This is a genomic window from Litoreibacter meonggei, from assembly GCF_003663885.1.
In the GTDB taxonomy this organism is placed as follows: domain Bacteria; phylum Pseudomonadota; class Alphaproteobacteria; order Rhodobacterales; family Rhodobacteraceae; genus Litoreibacter; species Litoreibacter meonggei.
The window spans coordinates 275,427-295,000 of record NZ_RCCE01000003.1 but is presented as its reverse complement, the minus strand read 5'-3'; the positions used below and the strand labels follow the sequence as shown (position 1 = coordinate 295,000).

Here is a 19,574-nt window from a genome sequence, read left to right as displayed (position 1 = left end):
CGAATTTCCGAATGGGGCAACCCACCTGATACTTTGTTATTATTACCCTTCGGGGTAGCTAATAATGAGGTAAACCAGGTATTTTTAACCTGAATACATAGGGTTAAAAAGGCAAACCCGGGGAACTGAAACATCTAAGTACCCGGAGGAAAGGAAATCAACAGATACTCCCCTAGTAGCGGCGAGCGAACGGGGACCAGCCGAGCTGTGATTGTGATTAGAATGGTCTGGAATGGCCAACCATAGTGGGTGACAGTCCCGTATAAGAAGCATGATCGGACGTATTAAGTAGGGCGGGACACGTGAAATCCTGTCTGAACATGGGGGGACCACCCTCTAAGGCTAAGTACTCCTTACTGACCGATAGTGAACCAGTACCGTGAGGGAAAGGTGAAAAGCACCCCGACAAGGGGAGTGAAACAGTTTCTGAAACCGGTCGCCTACAAACAGTTGGAGCCCCCTTGAGGGGTGACAGCGTACCTTTTGTATAATGGGTCATCGACTTGGTCTATCTAGCAAGCTTAAGCCGTTAGGTGTAGGCGCAGCGAAAGCGAGTCTTAATAGGGCGCATGAGTTAGATGGATCAGACCCGAAACCGAGTGATCTAGGCATGATCAGGATGAAGGTTAGGTAACACTAACTGGAGGTCCGAACCCACACCTGTTGAAAAAGGTCGGGATGAATTGTGCCTAGGGGTGAAAGGCCAATCAAACTCGGAGATAGCTGGTTCTCCGCGAAATCTATTTAGGTAGAGCGTCAGACGAATACCCTCGGGGGTAGAGCACTGGATGGGTAATGGGGACTCACCGTCTTACTGATCCTAACCAAACTCCGAATACCGAGGAGTAATATCTGGCAGACACACGGCGGGTGCTAACGTCCGTCGTGAAGAGGGAAACAACCCTGACCTACAGCTAAGGCCCCTAATTCATGGCTAAGTGGGAAAGCAGGTGGGACGACCAAAACAACCAGGAGGTTGGCTTAGAAGCAGCCATCCTTTAAAGATAGCGTAACAGCTCACTGGTCTAATTTAAGTTGTCCTGCGGCGAAGATGTAACGGGGCTCAAGCCATGAGCCGAAGCTTAGGATGCCGTAAGGCATGGTAGCGGAGCGTAGTGTGACATAACACTCTGTCTTTTCTATCGCATCGTCACGAGAGCCAGGAGGCAACTCCGCGCTCAAGTAGCGAAGCGGTAGCGCAGACACGAGTGTTTTCTGTGAAGCCGGGGCGTGAGCCATCCGGTGGAGAGATCACTAGCGAGAATGATGACATGAGTAGCGACAAACAGGGTGAGAGACCCTGTCGCCGAAAGTCCAAGGGTTCCTGCTTAAAGCTAATCTGAGCAGGGTAAGCCGACCCCTAAGGCGAGGCCGAAAGGCGTAGTCGATGGGAACCAGGTTAATATTCCTGGGCCATGAGGTGGTGACGGATCTCGAAGGTAGTTCATCCTTATCGGATTGAATGGGCTGCTTAGAGGTTCCTGGAAATAGCCCCTCTATAAGATCGTACCCTAAACCGACACAGGTGGACTGGTAGAGAATACCAAGGCGCTTGAGAGAACGATGTTGAAGGAACTCGGCAAAATACCTCCGTAAGTTCGCGAGAAGGAGGCCCAGTTTCTACGCAAGTATTGACTGGGGGCACAAACCAGGGGGTGGCGACTGTTTACTAAAAACACAGGGCTCTGCGAAGTCGTAAGACGACGTATAGGGTCTGACGCCTGCCCGGTGCCTGAAGGTTAAAAGGAGGAGTGCAAGCTCCGAATTGAAGCCCAGGTAAACGGCGGCCGTAACTATAACGGTCCTAAGGTAGCGAAATTCCTTGTCGGGTAAGTTCCGACCTGCACGAATGGCGTAACGACTTCCCCGCTGTCTCCAACATCGACTCAGCGAAATTGAATTGCCTGTCAAGATGCAGGCTTCCCGCGGTTAGACGGAAAGACCCCGTGCACCTTTACTACAGCTTCACACTGGCATCAGGCACAATATGTGCAGAATAGGTGGTAGGCTTTGAAGCAGGAACGCCAGTTTCTGTGGAGCCTCCTTTGAGATACCACCCTTATTCTGCTTGATGTCTAACCGCGGTCCGTTATCCGGATCCGGGACCCTGTGTGGCGGGTAGTTTGACTGGGGCGGTCGCCTCCTAAACAGTAACGGAGGCGCGCGAAGGTTGGCTCAGACCGGTCGGAAATCGGTCGTTGAGTGCAATGGCAGAAGCCAGCCTGACTGCGAGTCTGACAAGACGAGCAGAGACGAAAGTCGGTCATAGTGATCCGGTGGTCCCGAGTGGAAGGGCCATCGCTCAACGGATAAAAGGTACGCCGGGGATAACAGGCTGATGGTGCCCAAGAGTCCATATCGACGGCACCGTTTGGCACCTCGATGTCGGCTCATCTCATCCTGGGGCTGGAGCAGGTCCCAAGGGTACGGCTGTTCGCCGTTTAAAGAGGTACGTGAGCTGGGTTTAGAACGTCGTGAGACAGTTCGGTCCCTATCTGCCGTGGGTGTAGGATACTTGAGAGGAGTTGCCCCTAGTACGAGAGGACCGGGGTGAACGAACCACTGGTGGACCAGTTGTCATGCCAATGGCAGTGCTGGGTAGCTATGTTCGGAAAGGATAACCGCTGAAGGCATCTAAGCGGGAAGCCCCCCTCAAAACAAGGTATCCCTGAGAACCGAGGTAGACCACCTCGTCGATAGGCCAGAGATGTAAGCGCGGCAACGCGTTCAGTTGACTGGTACTAATTGTTCGATAGGCTTGATTTGATCCAGTAGAAGCTGGACTTCAAAAGCTACACGCAAGTGTAAGTGACTTGGATTACGGACATCCTAGGATGTCTGGAAATAGTTTGAATACCTAGGTGGTAATAACGTCTGGGTGGCTGTCACGATTGCGATGCAATCATGACCTCGCCACTCAGTCATAATACCTTCGTATTTTGACCGATGTTGTTTGTTTGGTTTGGTGGTCATAGCGCGAGCAAAACACCCGATCCCATCCCGAACTCGGCAGTTAAGTGCCGTCGCGCCGATGGTACTGCGTCTTAAGACGTGGGAGAGTAGGTCACCGCCAAACCTAACAAGCAACATCAGTCGTATCTCTCTAACCGATGCGCCTCTCCTACACATAGTTCTTGAGGCAAGCGCATAAATCGACCCGAAAGGGCGACAATTGGCGCGGGATGGAGCAGCCCGGTAGCTCGTCAGGCTCATAACCTGAAGGTCGTAGGTTCAAATCCTACTCCCGCAACCAATACTAAAAATAGTATTGGTCAACGCTCTCTATTGCACCAGCTTGTGTTGTATTGAGCGTCGCGCTCAAGGCGCCCTTCACGTGGACTGCAACCCGTTCAATCAAACTCCTTATGATCTTCAAACCCGACGAGCGGATCTCGGGTAACGACGTATTTATCCTTCAACGCCAGTAGCCGCTTGAACAGTTGAGCGTCGCGACAGATTTCGTCGGTTGGTGTGGACAGTGGTTGACCGTCACGCTGATGCGTTGATGGCGCGGCGCTGATCCTATATCGCGACCGGGTGCCGTGTTTGGCGGGCCCCGTTTTCGTGTTGACGGAGTTAGAGACTTTCACGTCGAGTTCCCCAATGCGGTAGAGTGACGGTTGCGCCAAAAGGCAACGCCTTCAGCTCCGTTTCCGACATCACCCTTGTTTGGGTCCATGCAGGCCTCTACATGGCTAGGAATGAAACGTTTTATTCCCTTTGTGAAGTCACCCCCGACGGTGAACGTGGTCGCAATGAGCGGCGTGATCGCGGCTGGTGGCCGAGGTGGCAATCTTAATGACGCTGGGCTGGCGTCGCTTTTGCATAAAGCCTTCAATAAGGGAAAGCCATCTGCGGTCGCTTTGCAGCTGAACTCGCCCGGCGGCTCTCCCGTACAAAGCTCACTGATCGGGGCGCGCATTCGGCGTTTGGCAGAAGAGAACGACGTCCCGGTCTTTGCTTTTGTCGAGGATGTTGCGGCGTCGGGCGGATATTGGCTGGCCGCAAGTGCTGACCATATCTATGTCGACCAAAGCTCGATTGTAGGCTCCATAGGGGTCATCTCGGCAAGCTTCGGGTTCCATGAGTTGATGCAACGCCAAGGTGTTGAGCGTCGTGTGCATACAGCCGGTAAGGACAAGTCCATGCTTGATCCATTCCGGCCTGAGCGACCAGCCGACATCAAGCGGTTGAAAGCGCTACAAGCGCAGATCCACGACACGTTTATTGCACATGTCAAATCCCGCCGTGCGGCTAAATTGTCGGAAGATGGCGACCTGTTCACGGGCGAGATTTGGGTCGGCGAGAAAGCCATCGACGTAGGTCTTGCCGATAAGGTCGGGCACTTGGTTCCTGTGATGAAAGAACGCTTCGGGGATAACGTTCGGTTCAACAAATTTGGGCCAAAACGGTCCTTGTTTCAGCGGTTCGGGGCGCGGGTTTTGACGGACACGATGGATCAACTTGACGAAAAAGCGCTTTGGGCGCAGTTCGGGCTTTGATCGTATGATTTTTAAAATCGTCACCCTATTTCTAGTCGGAATGGCTGTGCTGGCCATGTTTGGAAAACTGAAATTCCCAAAAATGGGGCCAAAGCTAGGGGCGAAAGACGCGCGTAAATGCGCCAAATGCGGAAGCTATAAAATAGGTAAAGGCCCATGTCCTTGCCAAGAAAAGGGCTAGGGGATGCTTGAAATACTGGGCGCCGTCGGTGGGTTGATTATCCTGCTGTTGGCCGGTGACGCACTTGTACGGGGCGCTGTTAATCTGTCGTTACGACTCGGCATTCCTGCCTTGATTGTAAGCCTTACCGTTGTGGCTTTTGGTACCTCCGCGCCCGAGCTTCTTATCGCCATTCAAGCCGTTATAGACGATGTGCCCGGGTTGGCCTTGGGCAATGTGGTTGGGTCAAACACGGCAAATGTGTTGTTGGTTCTGGGGATACCAGCGCTGTTTTCTGGACTGCCAACGAGCGAATCTAAAACGCAGAAAAGCTACCTCCAGATGATTGCGGCCACGCTGCTGTTCATTGCCGTTAGCTTTTTCGGGCCGATCACATGGGTTCATGCGCTGGTGCTGCTGGCAGGCATGGCATTGATCCTGACAGACCAGTTTCGGGACGCGTTGAACGGCCGCGCGGCAATCGCGGAAGAGGAGCCGGAGGGCGCCGACCCGACAATGCCGAGCTGGAAGATTGGGGCATATCTGATTGCTGGACTCGTGGGGCTTCCGCTCGGCGCTAGCCTGTTGGTAGAAAACGCCAGCGCCATTGCAACCCGCATGGGGGTATCCGAGACCGTTATCGGCCTGACACTTGTAGCCGTCGGTACGTCATTGCCAGAGCTTGCTACGACGGTGGTGGCCGCAATGCGCAAGCACGCAGATGTAGCGTTAGGTAATGTGATTGGATCGAACCTGTTCAACCTTCTGGTTATCATCGGCATCGCCGGTTTGGTTGGCCCAATTCCTGTTCCGGAAGCCTTCCTACGCTTCGACTTGTGGGTGATGTTGGCCTCGTCGCTTATCCTGATCCCGATCGTGTTCTGGCAAAAAGACCTCGGCAAACGTTGGGGCATCGCCCTTTGCACGTTATATGTCATCTACATTGTAATCGTGCTGAGCACGGAGGTGTAAATGATCGAAGGACGTGCTTTGGTAACAGGGGCCGCTGATCGGCTAGGGCGCGCTATGGCGCTTAAGCTCGCCGATATGGGGTTTGATGTTGCAGTTCACTATGGCTCCTCGTCTGAGGCAGCTGAGGAAACCGCTAACCTGATCAAGGCCAAGGGCCGCAATGCAGTCGCCCTACAGGCAGATCTTCTGGATATGGACGCAGTCGAGGGGGTGGTCCCTGCGGCGGTAAAGGGGTTAGGCGGGCCGCTATCCGTACTGATCAACAACGCTTCAATATTTGAGTACGACACTCTGCAATCGGCCACGCGCGAGGGCTGGGATCGTCATATGGGGTCGAACTTTCAAACACCGTTTCTGCTTACTCAGGCCTTTGCCCGACAGGCACCAGAAGTTTTTCAGGATCAAAACGCAGAACCGATGGCGCAAGCTGCAATCATCAACATGATTGATCAGCGTGTTCGGAAGCTCACACCTGAGTTCATGACTTACACCTTGGCGAAAATGGGATTGTGGGCGCTGACACAAACCAGCGCGCAAGCTTTGGCCCCCGCGATACGCGTCAATGCGATAGGGCCTGGCCCGACCTTGCAGGGTGCCCGTCAGTCTGATGGGCACTTCGAGCGACAGCGCGCGGCCACCATTTTAGGGCGCGGCTCAAACGCTGAGGATGTCACCGCAGCGATGGAATACATCCTCAGATCTCCTGCGCTTACAGGGCAGCTTTTGTGCATTGATGGTGGCCAACACCTGAGTTGGCACACTCCCGACGTGTTAGGTGTCGAATAGGCGAAAAGTCCCGTTTTTTGCACTTGCCGCATTGACTTGTCCACTTTGAGCGGTCGCGTCACGAATCTGTTACCAAAAGCCTAATGTTTTCAGATGTTTGCCGAGTGAGATAAAAAATATCATTTAAAAACAATGACATAAAATACTGCCTAATTTTTGTGCAACTAGGGATGACGCCCGAAAACTAACGATAATTTCTAGCTCACCCCATTTACCCCACAAGGTTATCCACAGGAACAGTGGAAACCTTTTATCTTGAACCCATCTGCGCGACATTGCAGCGAAAGTAAGGAATCACGCAGTTACTATGACGGACGCCAAGTCACCCCCAGATGTTGCCAAAGAAGCTTCCGCTACGTTAACGGGGCACGCGTGTGTGCAGTCTTACCTAAAGACGCTGGACAATTCACCGGGGGTCTACAGGATGCTCGACGCGCAGCAGCGCGTACTTTACGTGGGCAAGGCGCGGGCTTTGAAAAAGCGGGTTTCCAACTATGCAAACCCGAACGGTCATAGTCCGCGCATCGAGCGGATGATCTCGGAAACATCATCAATGATGTTCCTCACGACCAAGACCGAGACCGAGGCGCTGCTACTAGAGCAGAACCTGATCAAGCAGCTTAAGCCCAAGTTCAATGTGCTGCTCCGTGACGATAAAAGCTTCCCGAATATTTTGGTGACCAGTACCCACACCTTCCCGCAAATCAAAAAACACCGGGGTGCGAAGCGTGAGAAGGGGGATTACTACGGTCCCTTCGCATCTGCGGGGGCAGTGAACCGGACTCTGAACCAGTTGCAGCGGGCATTTCTGCTGCGCAACTGTTCGGACAGTGATTTCGAGACGCGCACGCGCCCTTGCCTTCAATATCAAATAAAACGCTGTTCCGCGCCATGTGTAGGTAAGGTCAGCGAGGCGGATTATTCAAAATTGGTTCGCGATGCGCAGAGGTTCCTGTCGGGCCGGTCGACCGAGATGCAAGAAAATCTGGCACAGCAAATGCAACAAGCCTCCGAGGGTATGGAGTTTGAGCGCGCTGCCGCGCTACGTGACCGCATTCGCGCGTTAACCCAAGTACAGACCACGCAAGGCATCAACCCGCAAACTGTGGCAGAGGCTGACATAATCGCACTCCATCTGGAACATGGGCAGGCCTGCGTTCAGGTCTTTTTCATTCGCGCCAATCAGAACTGGGGCAACCGCGATTTTTACCCCAAGACCGCCGATGCGGCGGAGCCCGAAATTCTGCAAGCTTTCATGGGGCAGTTCTATTCCGACAAAGAGCCACCTCGCCAAATCATACTGTCGCATGGGATCGAGGACGCTGATCTGATGGCACAAGCGTTGGGCGAGAAGATCGGCCGCAGGGTTGAAATTCTAGTGCCGCAACGTGGTGAAAAACAAGAACTGGTCACCAGTGCGCTGCGCAATGCCCGCGAGAGCCTTGCGCGAAAGATGTCCGAAAGTGCTACTCAGACCAAACTTCTAAAAGGTGTGGCGGAAGCTTTTGGCCTGGATGCTCCGCCAAAGCGGATCGAAGTTTATGACAACTCCCACATTCAAGGAACAAACGCTGTGGGTGGGATGATCGTCGCGGGGCAGGAAGGTTTTCTGCGCAACCAATACCGTAAGTTCAACATCAAAGGCGAAGACCTCGTTCCGGGGGATGATTTCGGCATGATGAAGGAAGTTCTGCAACGGCGCTTCAAGCGCCTACAAAAAGAAGATCCGGATCGGAAGACTGACATGTGGCCGGATCTTTTGCTGATTGACGGCGGTGCAGGGCAGGTGTCGGCAGTGCGCGAGATCATGAGGGAGATGGACGTCGAGGACATTGACATGGTTGGTGTTGCCAAGGGCGTCGACCGTGATGCTGGCAAGGAGGAATTCCACCGCACCGGCAAGCGGCCTTTCGCGCTGCGTCACAACGATCCGGTATTGTATTTCATCCAGCGCCTGCGTGACGAGGCACACCGGTTTGCTATTGGCACTCACCGTGCCAAGCGTGCCAAGTCGCAGTTGAAAAACCCGCTGGACGAAGTCGAAGGCGTGGGGCCGAAACGTAAAAAGGCGCTCTTGCTTCATTTCGGTTCTGCCAAAGCGGTTTCGCGCGCGAACCTGTCTGATTTGATGAGCGTCGAGGGCGTGTCGGAAGCCATGGCGCAGACAATCTACGACCACTTCCACGAAAAAGGTTAAAGAACGCCAGCTCGCCCTTGGCAGATCGTTCGGTTCTACCTAGCCTGTGGGCATGACACTTCAGACAGCATTAAGTAGCCGCATCGACGGCAAACGCGATGACCTAATTGCACTGACGCAAGAACTGGTGCGCATCCCGACATTGAACCCGCCGGGTGAAAACTACAGAGAGATTTGCGAATATCTGGAGCTGCGGTTGAAAGCGCGAGGCTTTACCTGTGACCTGATCCGCGCGCACGGCACGCCGGGTGATAGCGAGAAGTACCCACGCTGGAATATCGTCGCGCGATTCGAGGGCAAGCGCGCCGGCGACTGCGTACATTTCAACAGCCATACGGACGTGGTTGAGGTCGGCGCCGGCTGGACAACCAACCCGTTCGGCGGTGAGCTTAAAGACGGCAAAATCTACGGGCGCGGCACGTGCGATATGAAGGGCGGGCTCGCGGCATCCATCATCGCGGTCGAAGCCTTCATCGAGCAACACCCCGATTTCGCAGGCAGCATCGAGATCAGCGGCACCGCTGACGAGGAAACCGGTGGCTACGGCGGCGTGGCGTATCTGGCGGAGCAGGGGCACTATAAAAACGTCCAGCATGTAATCATCCCCGAGCCGCTTCAAAAGGATCGGATTTGCTTGGGCCACCGCGGCGTTTGGTGGGCCGAAATCGAAACCCACGGGGAAATCGCGCACGGCTCCATGCCCTTCCTTGGTGATTGCGCCGTGCGCCATATGGGTGCCGTGATGCACGAGATGGAAGAAAGTCTGTTCCCTGCCTTGGCAAACAAGAAAACGGCGATGCCTGTGGTGCCGGTGGGCGCGCGGTCGTCCACAATGAACATCAACTCGTTGCATGGTGGGCAGGTGGAGCCGGAGGCGGACTTCACCGGACTGCCCTCTGCCTGCGTCCCCGATCACGCCAAGATGATCATCGACCGTCGCTACCTTATGGAGGAAAGCAAGGTAGAGGTCGAAGGCGAAGTCCGCGCGGTCCTTGAGAAGGTGAAGTCAGAGCGCGAGAACTTCCGCTATGACCTCAGCGAAATCTGGTCTGTGGAGCCGACGATGGCGCCCAAAGACTCGCCTGTCGTGACGTCGGTGGCGAAGGCCATCGAGGACGTGTTGGGTAAGGAGGCGGAATACGTGGTTTCGCCGGGCACTTATGACCAAAAACATATCGACCGCATCGGAAAGCTACAGAACTGTATAGCCTACGGTCCAGGGCTGCTGGAGCTGGCTCATAAACCTGATGAGTATGTTGGCGTGGATGACATGCTCGATAGCGCCAAAGTGATGGCTTTGGTGTTAGTGGATTTGTTAAACCCACGCGATTAACTCAGTTGCGCGAACTTTGCCTTGAGCAGCGCCTCGTCATATTCGTCAGCTGCCGTGCTGTCATAGATCACCCCGCCCCCAACGTTCAGGGTCACTGCGCCGTCTTCGGCGCACGTTAGCGTTCGGATCGCCACGTTGAACTCCATTGCGCCATCTGGTGCAATCCAACCAATCGCGCCACAGTATCCATCCCGCGGGCCAGCCTCGAGATCACGCAAGATTTCCATGGCACGTATTTTTGGTGCCCCAGTGATCGAACCGCAGGGAAACAGTGCTCGAAACAGTTCTGCAATACTGGTGCCGGTGTTGATTTGCGCAGTGATACGTGAGGTCATCTGGTGTAGTGTTGCATACCGCTCCACTTGAAACAGTTCCGGCACATGAACGCTGCCAATCTGGGAGATGCGGCTTAGATCGTTGCGCAACAAATCCACGATCATCAGGTTTTCGGCGCGGTTCTTCTCGGATGCTGCCAAGGCGTCGCGCAGGGCATTGTCTTCGTTGACGGTTGCGCCACGTCGTGCGGTGCCTTTCATTGGCCGTGCAGTCAACTTGCCATCAGCGGACAATGAGAAAAACAATTCGGGCGAGCGTGATAGCAGCGTTGGCCCCTCCAATTGAACGAACGCGCCATAAGGAACGCTCTGCTGGGCGCATAAGGCGGCATAAAGCACGTCTGGGTTGCCGCTCAGCTGCGCGCGTATGGGGAAGGTCAGGTTTGCCTGATAAACGTCTCCGGCCTTGATAAATTCATGCACAATCTCAAATACACGGGTATAGCGCGCGCGGTCCCACAACGGCTGAAGTTGCGATAGTTCGGCAGTCCCGTCAGCAAGGCCATGCGGGGATGTAGGGGCGTCAAACACTCCAAACTGAAGCAGGGGAATTTGGCGCGAATCTGGTAGCAACCCACGCAGCTTACGCGACATGAGGTAGCCCAACTCATAAGACGCGAAACCCGCGAGCCACAGGCCCTGCGCTTGTGCATCTTGAAGGGCGGCAAAAGCGCGTGGCACCTCATCTGGAATGGTGGCCGAGATTACGCGACGCGCAGTTTGAAACGTGGTGCCAGTGCCAAGCGGCCCGTGGTCAAATCGCACCAAGGGGGCAGTCACGGCGGCTAGAAGTCTGCCGCAATCCGCAGTTCGCGCAACGGACGAACAACGGCGATCGCGTCTTGATATAGCTGATGTGCTTTATAGGCGCGTAGCGCATCGTCGCTTTCAAATTCGGCGTAGACCACAACGTCAACCTCGCCTGACAGCGCGTCGACGTTCTTGTTTTCTACAACTTCGAAGGTTTGCGAGTGCGGGATGTCGCGCAGCATGCTCAACCCGTCACGAATGCGGGCGACATCGCTTTTGTCCTTCGCACTGAAGAATACAACGTGGCGTATGAAGTTTCGGTTGGTCAAGCTCTGTCCTATCGTAGTCGTGATATGTCGGGTCGACGAGTCTGAGATGGGGTCTAGCAAATCTACTCGATTGGCAATGCGGCAAAATCCGCCATATTTTAGCAGGTTCCGACTACCCAACTGCAATGTTGTCGATCAGGCGGACGCCAGCCAGCCAAGCGGCGGCCAAAAGTCGAGCAGGTCGGGTAGGGGCGGTTAGCTCTTCCAACGTATCGCACGCGCGCAGGTCTAGGTATTCGACTTCGGTGAAGCCTGCCCGTTCAATTCGTGCAACCGCTTTTGCGTGCAGGTCGGCAATGTTGCCACCCATCACCAGCTCGTCGGCCATCTCCTCCATCGCGGCGTTCAGCTCTGGTGCCCATGTTCGGGCGCGATCCGATAGCAACAAATTACGCGAGGACATGGCAAGTCCGTCCTCCTCACGAATGGTGGGGCAGCCGACAACCTCGATAGGAATGTCCAGATCGCGGGCCAAACGCGTGACCACCTGCAATTGCTGAAAATCCTTTTCACCAAAATAAGCACGGTTCGCTTGAGATTGAAGAAACAATTTGCTGACCACAGTGGCGACACCATCGAAATGGCCGGGACGGTGCGCGCCACACAGCAGATCGGTCAGCCCGCCAACCGACACATTGGTTGCGAACCCTTCGGGATACATAGTCGGGCCATCCGGCACGTAAACCGCATCTACGCCAAACGGCGCCAGCTTGCGAGCGTCGTCATTTTCGGTGCGCGGGTAGTTCTCGTAGTCCTCGGGGTTGTTGAACTGTTTGGGGTTGATGAAGATCGTAATGATCACGCGGTCGCAACCTTCCTTGGCGGCCTGCACAAGGCTGAGATGCCCCTGATGCAGAGCGCCCATTGTCGGCACCACGCCCACCGTTTCACCGCTGCTTTTCCAACCGGTGACCAGGGTGCGCAATTCGGACAACGAACGAATGATTGGTGCGCTCATTTGGTTTTCTCCGGTACATCTTCTGCAAATGTGTGTTCAGGCGCTGGGAAGCTGCGTGCTTGCACTTCATCTGCGTAGGCTTGGATCGCCTCTCGGGCGTCGTCACCCAGCATTGCAAAACGCTTGACGAACTTTGCCTTGAAGGCGGTGAACAGCCCTAGCATGTCGTCGACCACCAATATCTGACCATCGCAATTTGCAGATGCACCAATGCCGATCGTCGGGATCGCAATTTGCGCGGTGATCTTGTCAGCCATCACCGCCGGTACCTTCTCAAGAACCACTGCAAAGGCCCCCGCATCAGCCACGGCTTTCGCATCTTTCATCAAGGCTTTCGCTTCTTTGCCGCGGCCCTGCACTTTATAGCCGCCCAACGTGTTGACCGACTGGGGCGTTAGCCCGATATGGGCCATCACCGGAATGCCGTGAGATACGAGAAACTGGATCGTCTTTTCTATGCCACGCCCACCTTCTAGCTTTACCGCCCCGGCACCCGTCTCTGCCATCAAACGTGCGGCATTGCGGAAAGCTTGCTCACGGCTTTCCTCATATGACCCGAATGGCATGTCGATCACCAACATCGACGTGGTCAGGCCACGCCGCACTGCTTGGCCATGCATGATCATCATCTCCATCGTGACACCAACCGTGGAGGGCAACCCGTGCAGCACCATGCCGACGCTGTCACCCACCAACACGAAATCGCAAATACCGTCCATCATTTCGGCCATTGGCGTTGTGTAGGCTGTCAGGCTGACCAGCGGCGTGCCGCCTTTGCGGGCCATGATGTCTTGAGGCATTGGGGCGGATTTACGGGCAGTGGCGCTCATGAAAATGGAACCTTCCAGTAATTATATTTCGCAGGGCCTAACAATTTAGCGTCTGTGTTACCAGTGGCTTGCGCTTGATTACCTTGCAAATCCGTTACAGACTTCGACCGACGGCGCGGCTATCGCGTTTACCCGAACGGAGGATACCCCCATGACCCGCTGGATTTTAGGAACCGTGGCAGCAACTGCGCTGTTAACGGGGGCGGCCATCGCCAAAACCGATGTAACCATCGGGCTGCAACTGGAGCCGCCGCATCTGGATCCGACCTCCGCCGCCGCAGGGGCGATCGACCAAGTGCTGTACTCCAACGTGTTCGAGGGGCTGATGCGTTTCGCTTCCGACGGCTCGGTCATTAATGGCTTGGCGGAAGAATGGGACATCTCCGAGGATGGCAAAACCTATACTTTCAAGCTGCATGGCGGCGTGAAATTTCACGACGGCACCGATCTGGATTCTGCCGACGTCAAATTCTCGCTCGACCGCGCGCGGGCCGAAGACTCGGTGAACGCGCAAAAAGCGCTGTTCGCCAACATCGCCAGAGTGGAAGCTGTCGACCCACTGACCGTCAAAGTGACGCTGACCGCGCCGCAAGGCAACTTCCTGTTCAACATGGCATGGGGTGATGCCGTGATCGTGGCCCCCGAAAGCATCGACGACATCAAGATCAAGCCCATCGGCACGGGCGCGTTCAAATTTGACGACTGGAAGCAGGGCGACAGCATCACCTTGGTGAAAAACGCCTCCTACTGGGGCGACGCCGCTAAGCTGGACAAGGCCACATTCAAGTTCATCTCCGAGCCGACCGCCGCTTTTGGTGCCATGATGGCCGAGGACGTGGACGCGTTCTACAGCTACCCCGCGCCTGAAAACCTCGCCCAGTTCGAAGCCGACCCGCGCTTCACCGTGCTGGCGGGGAACACCGAGGGCGAGACGATCCTCGCCATGAACAACAAGCAAGCCCCCTTCGACAACAAGCTGGTGCGCGAGGCGGTCAGCCACGCCATCGACCGGCAAGCAATCATTGACGGAGCGATGTTCGGCTACGGCACACCCATCGGCTCCCACTTTGCACCGCATAATCCGGCCTATATCGACCTGACCGGAAACTCCGACTACGACCCAGAGAAAGCCAAAGCCTTGCTGGCCGAGGCGGGCATGGCGGACGGCTTCAAAACCACGCTGAAACTGCCGCCGCCCTCCTACGCGCGGCGCGGTGGCGAGATCATCGCCGCACAACTGCGCGCGGTTGGGATCGAGACGGAAATCAGTAATCTTGAATGGGCGCAGTGGCTGGAACAGGCTTTCCGTGGCAAGGATTTCGGCCTGACCATCGTGTCGCATACGGAGCCGATGGATATCGGCATCTATGCGCGGCCCGACTATTACTTCCAGTATGACAATGCCGATCTGCAAAAGCTGATGGCCGATTTCGATGTCGAGGCGGATGGCGCTAAACGCACCGAGATGCTGCAACAGGCGCAGACGATCATTTCCGAGGACTACGTCAACGCCTACCTGTTCCAGCTGGCCTTGACCACGGTGGTCAACGCCAAGTTGCAAGGTATCTGGGCCGACGCGCCGACGCAGGCGATTGATCTGACCGCCGTCAGCTGGTCCGAGTAAGCGCGGGGCATAGCGCACCATAATGCTACGCTATGCCATCAAAAGAGTAGGCTCGCTCGCGATCTCGCTGATCGTGGCAAGCCTCGTCATTTTCGCCTGTATCGAGGTCATCCCCGGCGACCCCGCCTCCTTTATGTTGGGCATCAACGCACAGCCCGACACCGTGGCCGCATTGCGCGAGGAATTGGGCCTCAACGCCTCCCTCGGCGCGCGCTATCTGTCGTGGGTGACCGGAATGCTGTCGGGTGATTTCGGCACCTCCTATACTTACCGCTCGCCAGTGGCGGAGATCATCGGTGACCGTCTATGGATATCGCTACCGCTAGCGCTGATCGCGCTGGGCCTCACCGTCCTGATCGCCTTCCCCGTCGGCATCCTCGCGGCCACCAAGCGCGGCTCTTGGGCGGATATGTCGGTGATGGGGGCCACGCAGCTTGGCATTGCGATCCCCAATTTCTGGTTCGCCATGCTCATGGTGCTGCTGTTCGCTATCAACCTGCGCTGGTTCTCCGCAGGCGGCTTTCCGGGCTGGGAAAATCCGCTAGCGGCCCTCAAAGCCCTGACCTTACCCGCCATCGCGCTGGCCCTGCCGCAAGCGTCCATCCTCGCCCGCGTCATGCGATCCGCCCTGCTGGACACGTTGTCGGAGGACTACATCCGCACCTGCCGCGCCAAGGGTCTAACCCAACGCCAAGCGCTCTGGCGGCACGCCCTGCGCAACGCCATGATCCCCGTGCTGACCATCATCGGCCTGCAATTCTCGTTCCTGCTGGCCGGCGCTATCATCATCGAAAACGTCTTCTACCTGCCAGGCCTTGGACGCCTCGTCTTCCAAGCCATATCGCAGCGCGATCTGATCATGGTGGAAAGCGTCGTCTTCCTGCTGGTCTTTGCCGTCATCATGGTCAACTTCGCCGTCGATTTGGCCTATGCGTGGGTCGACCCCCGCCTGAGGGGCCGCGCATGAGGAGCCTCATTTTCGGTCTTGCCCTCACAGCTATGTTTGCGCTGGGCGCTTTGGTCTCCTTCGTCTGGACCCCCTACGACGTCACCGTTCTGGAGATCGCCAACAAGCTGAAGCCCCCCACCGCCGACCACTGGTTCGGCACCGACCATTTCGGGCGCGATATCTTCTCGATGATCATGGTCGGCGCGCGCACGTCCATCGCGGTAGCCGTCGTCGCCGTGGTCATCGGCATGGGGCTGGGTGTCCCCCTTGGCCTTGCCGCCGCTGCCCGCAAAGGCTCGCTTCTGGACGAGGTGATCATGCGTGGTAACGACTTGATTTTTGCCTTCCCGTCGCTGCTGATCGCCATCCTGATCACCGCCATCTTCGGCCCCTCCGCGGTCAACGCTATCATCGCCATCGGCATCTTCAACATCCCCGTTTTCGCCCGCCTGACGCGCGGCGCGGCGCTGTCTCTCTGGACCCGTGACTATGTGCTAGCGGCAAGGGTCGCAGGCAAGGGTGCTACTCGCATTTCGGTCGAACACATCCTGCCCAACGTCGCCAACCTGCTGATCGTGCAGGGCACAATCCAGTTCAGTTTGGGCATCTTGGCCGAGGCCGCTCTGTCCTATGTCGGCCTCGGTGCGCAGCCGCCCACGCCAAGCTGGGGCCGGATGCTGGCAGACGCGCAAACCCTCATCGCGCTCGCCCCGCATGTCGCCCTGTTCCCGGGCTTTGCCATCCTGTTTACCGTGCTTGGCCTGAACCTTGCAGGCGACGGGCTGCGCGACGTTCTGGACCCGAAACTGAGGGTGCAACGATGACCCTCCTGTCCATCGAAAACCTGTCCCTGTCGATCCACGGCCTCCCGATTCTGCGCGACGTATCCCTGTCCGTGGGCCGCGGCGAAATCCTTGGTGTTATCGGCGAGAGTGGTTCCGGCAAATCGCTGACCGCGTTCTCCGTCCTGCAATTGCTGCCGAGTGGGACGACGTGCCAAGGGCGCATAAACCTGCTTGGCGAGGACGTGTTGACCAAGCCCGAGCCCGCCCTTTGCGCCATGCGGGGTCGCGACGTGGGCATGGTGTTTCAAGAACCGATGACTGCGCTCAACCCCGTGCAAACCATCGGCGCGCAGGTGGCCGAGACCATCCTGATCCACGAGCCGAACACCCCCAAACCGGAGGCGATGAAGCGCGCCGCCCATGCCCTGACCCGCTGCGAACTGCCGCAAGACAAGTTCCCCCTCAGCCGCTACCCGCACGAGATGTCCGGCGGCCAGCGCCAGCGCGTGGTGATCGCCATGGCGATTGCCTTGCAGCCGAAACTGCTGATCGCGGACGAACCGACGACGGCCCTCGACGTGACCACACAAGCCGAAATCCTCGACCTGTTGGCCCGGCTTGTACGCGAGGACGACATGGGCCTGATGCTCATCTCTCACGATCTTGCAGTGGTCACTGATATGGCCGACCGCATCGCAATCATGAAAGACGGCGCGGTGGTGGAGGAGGGCGGCGCGGACCTGCACCGCACCATGACCCACCCCTACACCAAGGCCCTGTTCGCGGCGTCCAGCCACCAGCCCGACCGCACCGCTACTCCAGAAGATACACCGCTGCTGGAGGTCAACGACGCCATCCGCGACTACACCTTGCCGCGCACCTCCCTGTTCGGCTCTGCCGATACCTTCCGTGCCGTGGACAACGTGAGCTTCCATATCAAGCGCGGCGAAAGCCTTGGCCTTGTCGGCGAAAGTGGTTGCGGAAAATCGACCCTGACGCGGGCCATTCTGGGGCTGGAACCTCTGCAAGGCGGCACCATCGTGCTCGACGGGCAACCCGTCGGCCCCGATGCGCGCCGCAAGATGCAGGTCGTTTTCCAAGACCCCTATGGCAGCTTCAACCCCCGCCACAAGGTCGCCCGTCTGGTGTCAGAACCGTTCCACCTTCTGGGCCGCAAAGCCACCGACGCCGAAATAGACGAAGCGCTCATCTCCGTCGGCCTCACCCCCGCCGACAAGACCAAATACATCCACGAATTTTCCGGTGGTCAGCGCCAACGCATCGCCATCGCCCGCGCCCTGATCATCAAGCCCGAACTCATCGTGTTGGACGAAGCCGTATCGGCCCTCGACGTGTCGATCAGGGCGCAGATCCTTGATCTGTTGGCCGATCTGTCCGACCGCTTCGGCCTGACCTACCTGTTCATTTCCCACGACCTCAGCGTCGTGCGCGCCATCACCGACCGTTGCCTCGTCATGCAATCGGGAAAAATCGTGGAGGAGGGGCCGACAGAACGCCTGTTCACCGCCCCCGCGCACCCCTACACTCAAACCCTGATCGCCGCCGCACCGACGCTGCCCGACTTGTAGAAAGGTCATTCCAATGAGCATCCAAGACATCTGGTTCGACACTGCCCTGTGCTTCATCGGCGGTGCATGGGTTGATCCAGTGGAGGGGCAGACGCTTGAGCTTGAGAACCCCTCTACGGGCGACGTGATCTGCCTGATCGCCCGTGGCCAGCAAGACGATATCGACCGCGCGGTGACCGCGGCGCAGGACGCCCTGCAAGGCCCATGGGCCCGCATGACGGCCCCCGAACGCGGTCGGATCCTTGCCCGCATCGGCCAACTTGTTCTGGAAAACGCCGACAAACTCGCGCGACTGGAGGCCATGGATGTCGGCAAACCGCTGAAGCAGGCGAAAGCCGACGCCCTCGCGCTGGCTCGCTATATGGAATTCTATGGCGGTGCAGCGGATAAGCTGCACGGCCACACGATCCCCTATCTCGACGGCTACACCGTCTACACTCTGCGCGAGCCGCATGGCGTCACCGGCCACATCATCCCGTGGAACTATCCGATGCAGATCATCGGTCGCTCCGTCGGTGCGGCCTTGGCGATGGGCAACGCCGCCGTGCTGAAACCGGCGGAGGAGGCCTGCCTTACCGCGTTGGCCTTCGCCGACCTCGCCCGCCAAGCGGGCTTGCCCGACGGCGTGCTAAACGTAGTGCCGGGTTTGGGCATCGAAGCAGGCGCGGCGCTGTCGGGCCATGCGGGCGTAAACCACGTCTCCTTCACCGGCTCCGTCGGTGTGGGCAAGCTGATCCAGCGCCAAGCGTCAGAGCACATCGTCCCCGTCACGCTGGAGCTTGGCGGCAAGTCCCCGCAACTGGTCTTCGACGACGCCGACATCGACGCGGCCTTGCCGTTCCTCGTCAACGCGGGTGTGCAGAACGCAGGCCAGACCTGCTCTGCCTCGTCACGCATCCTCGTGCAGCGCGGCGTGTTTGATGAGGTGCTGGACCGCATGGCCGCCCGCTACGGCGAGTTACAAGTCGGCCCCGCCATGTCCGATCTGGACGTCGGCCCGCTGATCTCCGCCCGCCAGAAGGAAATTGTTGCAGGCTTCCTCGCCCAAGGCGCATCACTGGAAAAAGCTGCCCAAGGTCAAATCGTTAGCGACGCCCCCGCAGGCGGACACTACGTTGCCCCCACATTATTCGCAGGCGTCAGCCCCGGCCACATCCTCGCGCAGGAAGAAATCTTCGGCCCCGTACAGGTGGTCATCCCCTTCGATGATGAGGCCGAGGCGCTGTCCATCGCCAACGGCACCCAGTTCGGCCTTGTCGCCTCAGTCTGGTCCCGCGACGGTGCGCGGCAAATGCGGCTGGCCAAGGCCTTGCGCGCAGGTCAGGTATTCCTCAACAACTACGGCGCAGGCGGCGGGGTGGAGCTGCCCTTCGGCGGCACCGGCCTGTCCGGCCATGGCCGCGAAAAAGGGTTCGAGGCACTCTATGGCTTTTCGACCCTCAAAACCGTCGCCGCCCTGCACGGCTGAACGAAAC

General features: G+C 57.4%; 15 protein-coding genes, 1 tRNA gene and 2 rRNA genes (1 of these 18 only partly in view). 13 read left to right on the top strand and 5 right to left on the bottom strand.

Annotation, left to right across the window (positions count from 1 at the left end; translation table 11 throughout):
* From BCF46_RS09875 to BCF46_RS09865, 3 genes are all read left to right on the top strand, one after another.
* Positions 1-2,766 (top strand): 23S ribosomal RNA (locus BCF46_RS09875); it begins 107 nt to the left of the window's first position.
* 195 nt (positions 2,767-2,961) lie between these two features.
* A 5S ribosomal RNA gene (rrf, locus tag BCF46_RS09870) occupies positions 2,962-3,076 on the top strand.
* Positions 3,077-3,176: 100 nt separating this feature from the next.
* Positions 3,177-3,253, top strand: a tRNA-Met gene (locus BCF46_RS09865).
* A gap of 97 nt (positions 3,254-3,350) precedes the next feature.
* Here BCF46_RS09865 and BCF46_RS09860 read toward each other — a convergent pair.
* The gene (locus BCF46_RS09860) at positions 3,351-3,629 is read right to left on the bottom strand and encodes a hypothetical protein (RefSeq protein WP_121023755.1); all 279 of its coding nucleotides are present in this window, start codon (positions 3,627-3,629) and stop codon (positions 3,351-3,353) included.
* A 72-nt stretch (positions 3,630-3,701) separates the two neighbouring features.
* Between BCF46_RS09860 and BCF46_RS09855 the strand changes: the two genes are divergently transcribed.
* The 5 genes from BCF46_RS09855 to BCF46_RS09835 all read left to right on the top strand — a co-directional run bounded on the left by BCF46_RS09855 (position 3,702) and on the right by BCF46_RS09835 (position 9,950).
* Positions 3,702-4,502, top strand: a complete 801-nt coding sequence (locus BCF46_RS09855; RefSeq protein WP_121023754.1) for a S49 family peptidase — start codon at positions 3,702-3,704, stop codon at positions 4,500-4,502.
* Between the two features lie 184 nt (positions 4,503-4,686).
* A complete protein-coding gene (locus BCF46_RS09850; RefSeq protein WP_121023752.1) occupies positions 4,687-5,634 on the top strand; it encodes a calcium/sodium antiporter in 948 nt (315 codons plus the stop codon).
* Positions 5,635-6,420: an SDR family oxidoreductase gene (locus BCF46_RS09845; RefSeq protein ID WP_121023750.1), complete on the top strand. Its 786-nt coding sequence runs from the start codon at positions 5,635-5,637 to the stop codon at positions 6,418-6,420. It abuts the gene before it with no gap.
* Between the two features lie 307 nt (positions 6,421-6,727).
* Positions 6,728-8,617: an excinuclease ABC subunit UvrC gene (uvrC, locus tag BCF46_RS09840; protein WP_121023748.1), complete on the top strand. Its 1,890-nt coding sequence runs from the start codon at positions 6,728-6,730 to the stop codon at positions 8,615-8,617.
* 52 nt (positions 8,618-8,669) lie between these two features.
* On the top strand, positions 8,670-9,950 hold the full coding sequence (locus BCF46_RS09835; RefSeq protein WP_121023746.1) for an acetylornithine deacetylase/succinyl-diaminopimelate desuccinylase family protein: 1,281 nt from the start codon (positions 8,670-8,672) through the stop codon (positions 9,948-9,950).
* On the opposite strand, the gene BCF46_RS09830 is transcribed toward BCF46_RS09835, so the two are convergent.
* The 4 genes from BCF46_RS09830 to panB form a co-directional block, all read right to left on the bottom strand.
* On the bottom strand, positions 9,947-11,065 hold the full coding sequence (locus BCF46_RS09830; RefSeq protein ID WP_121023744.1) for an aminodeoxychorismate synthase component I: 1,119 nt from the start codon (positions 11,063-11,065) through the stop codon (positions 9,947-9,949). The genes BCF46_RS09835 and BCF46_RS09830 overlap by 4 nt on opposite strands.
* A 5-nt stretch (positions 11,066-11,070) precedes the next feature.
* Complete coding sequence (locus tag BCF46_RS09825; RefSeq protein WP_121023742.1) at positions 11,071-11,364, bottom strand: Dabb family protein; 294 nt, start codon at positions 11,362-11,364, stop codon at positions 11,071-11,073.
* 112 nt (positions 11,365-11,476) lie between these two features.
* Positions 11,477-12,322: a pantoate--beta-alanine ligase gene (gene panC, locus BCF46_RS09820; protein ID WP_121023740.1), complete on the bottom strand. Its 846-nt coding sequence runs from the start codon at positions 12,320-12,322 to the stop codon at positions 11,477-11,479.
* Positions 12,319-13,152, bottom strand: coding sequence for a 3-methyl-2-oxobutanoate hydroxymethyltransferase (panB, locus tag BCF46_RS09815; protein WP_121023738.1), 834 nt, complete (start codon positions 13,150-13,152; stop codon positions 12,319-12,321). The genes panC and panB overlap by 4 nt, the downstream gene beginning before the upstream one ends.
* 151 nt (positions 13,153-13,303) lie before the next feature.
* On the opposite strand from panB, the gene BCF46_RS09810 reads away from it, so the two are divergent.
* From BCF46_RS09810 to BCF46_RS09790, 5 genes are read left to right on the top strand one after another with little or no spacing between them, the layout of a single operon-like run.
* Positions 13,304-14,776 (top strand): ABC transporter substrate-binding protein, encoded by a 1,473-nt coding sequence (locus tag BCF46_RS09810; protein WP_121023736.1) that lies wholly within the window; start codon positions 13,304-13,306, stop codon positions 14,774-14,776.
* A 22-nt stretch (positions 14,777-14,798) separates the two neighbouring features.
* Positions 14,799-15,743: an ABC transporter permease gene (locus tag BCF46_RS09805; RefSeq protein ID WP_121023734.1), complete on the top strand. Its 945-nt coding sequence runs from the start codon at positions 14,799-14,801 to the stop codon at positions 15,741-15,743.
* Complete coding sequence (locus BCF46_RS09800) at positions 15,740-16,549, top strand: ABC transporter permease (RefSeq protein WP_121023732.1); 810 nt, start codon at positions 15,740-15,742, stop codon at positions 16,547-16,549. Before BCF46_RS09805 ends, BCF46_RS09800 begins: the two co-directional genes overlap by 4 nt.
* The gene (locus BCF46_RS09795; RefSeq protein ID WP_121023730.1) at positions 16,546-18,099 is read left to right on the top strand and encodes an ABC transporter ATP-binding protein; all 1,554 of its coding nucleotides are present in this window, start codon (positions 16,546-16,548) and stop codon (positions 18,097-18,099) included. Before BCF46_RS09800 ends, BCF46_RS09795 begins: the two co-directional genes overlap by 4 nt.
* 13 nt (positions 18,100-18,112) lie before the next feature.
* The gene (locus BCF46_RS09790; protein WP_121023728.1) at positions 18,113-19,567 is read left to right on the top strand and encodes an aldehyde dehydrogenase family protein; all 1,455 of its coding nucleotides are present in this window, start codon (positions 18,113-18,115) and stop codon (positions 19,565-19,567) included.
* Positions 19,568-19,574: the final 7 nt, after the last annotated feature.

Excerpts from the sequence above, each read along its gene's own strand:
- BCF46_RS09855 (WP_121023754.1), top strand. The coding sequence starts at position 3,702 with ATGAAACGTTTTATTCCCTTTGTGAAGTCACCCCCGACGGTGAACGTG.
- BCF46_RS09850 (WP_121023752.1), top strand. The coding sequence starts at position 4,687 with ATGCTTGAAATACTGGGCGCCGTCGGTGGGTTGATTATCCTGCTGTTG.
- BCF46_RS09845 (WP_121023750.1), top strand. The coding sequence starts at position 5,635 with ATGATCGAAGGACGTGCTTTGGTAACAGGGGCCGCTGATCGGCTAGGG.
- uvrC (WP_121023748.1), top strand. The coding sequence starts at position 6,728 with ATGACGGACGCCAAGTCACCCCCAGATGTTGCCAAAGAAGCTTCCGCT.
- BCF46_RS09835 (WP_121023746.1), top strand. The coding sequence starts at position 8,670 with ATGACACTTCAGACAGCATTAAGTAGCCGCATCGACGGCAAACGCGAT.
- panC (WP_121023740.1), bottom strand. The coding sequence starts at position 12,322 with ATGAGCGCACCAATCATTCGTTCGTTGTCCGAATTGCGCACCCTGGTC.
- panB (WP_121023738.1), bottom strand. The coding sequence starts at position 13,152 with ATGAGCGCCACTGCCCGTAAATCCGCCCCAATGCCTCAAGACATCATG.
- BCF46_RS09810 (WP_121023736.1), top strand. The coding sequence starts at position 13,304 with ATGACCCGCTGGATTTTAGGAACCGTGGCAGCAACTGCGCTGTTAACG.
- BCF46_RS09805 (WP_121023734.1), top strand. The coding sequence starts at position 14,799 with ATGCTACGCTATGCCATCAAAAGAGTAGGCTCGCTCGCGATCTCGCTG.
- BCF46_RS09800 (WP_121023732.1), top strand. The coding sequence starts at position 15,740 with ATGAGGAGCCTCATTTTCGGTCTTGCCCTCACAGCTATGTTTGCGCTG.
- BCF46_RS09795 (WP_121023730.1), top strand. The coding sequence starts at position 16,546 with ATGACCCTCCTGTCCATCGAAAACCTGTCCCTGTCGATCCACGGCCTC.
- BCF46_RS09790 (WP_121023728.1), top strand. The coding sequence starts at position 18,113 with ATGAGCATCCAAGACATCTGGTTCGACACTGCCCTGTGCTTCATCGGC.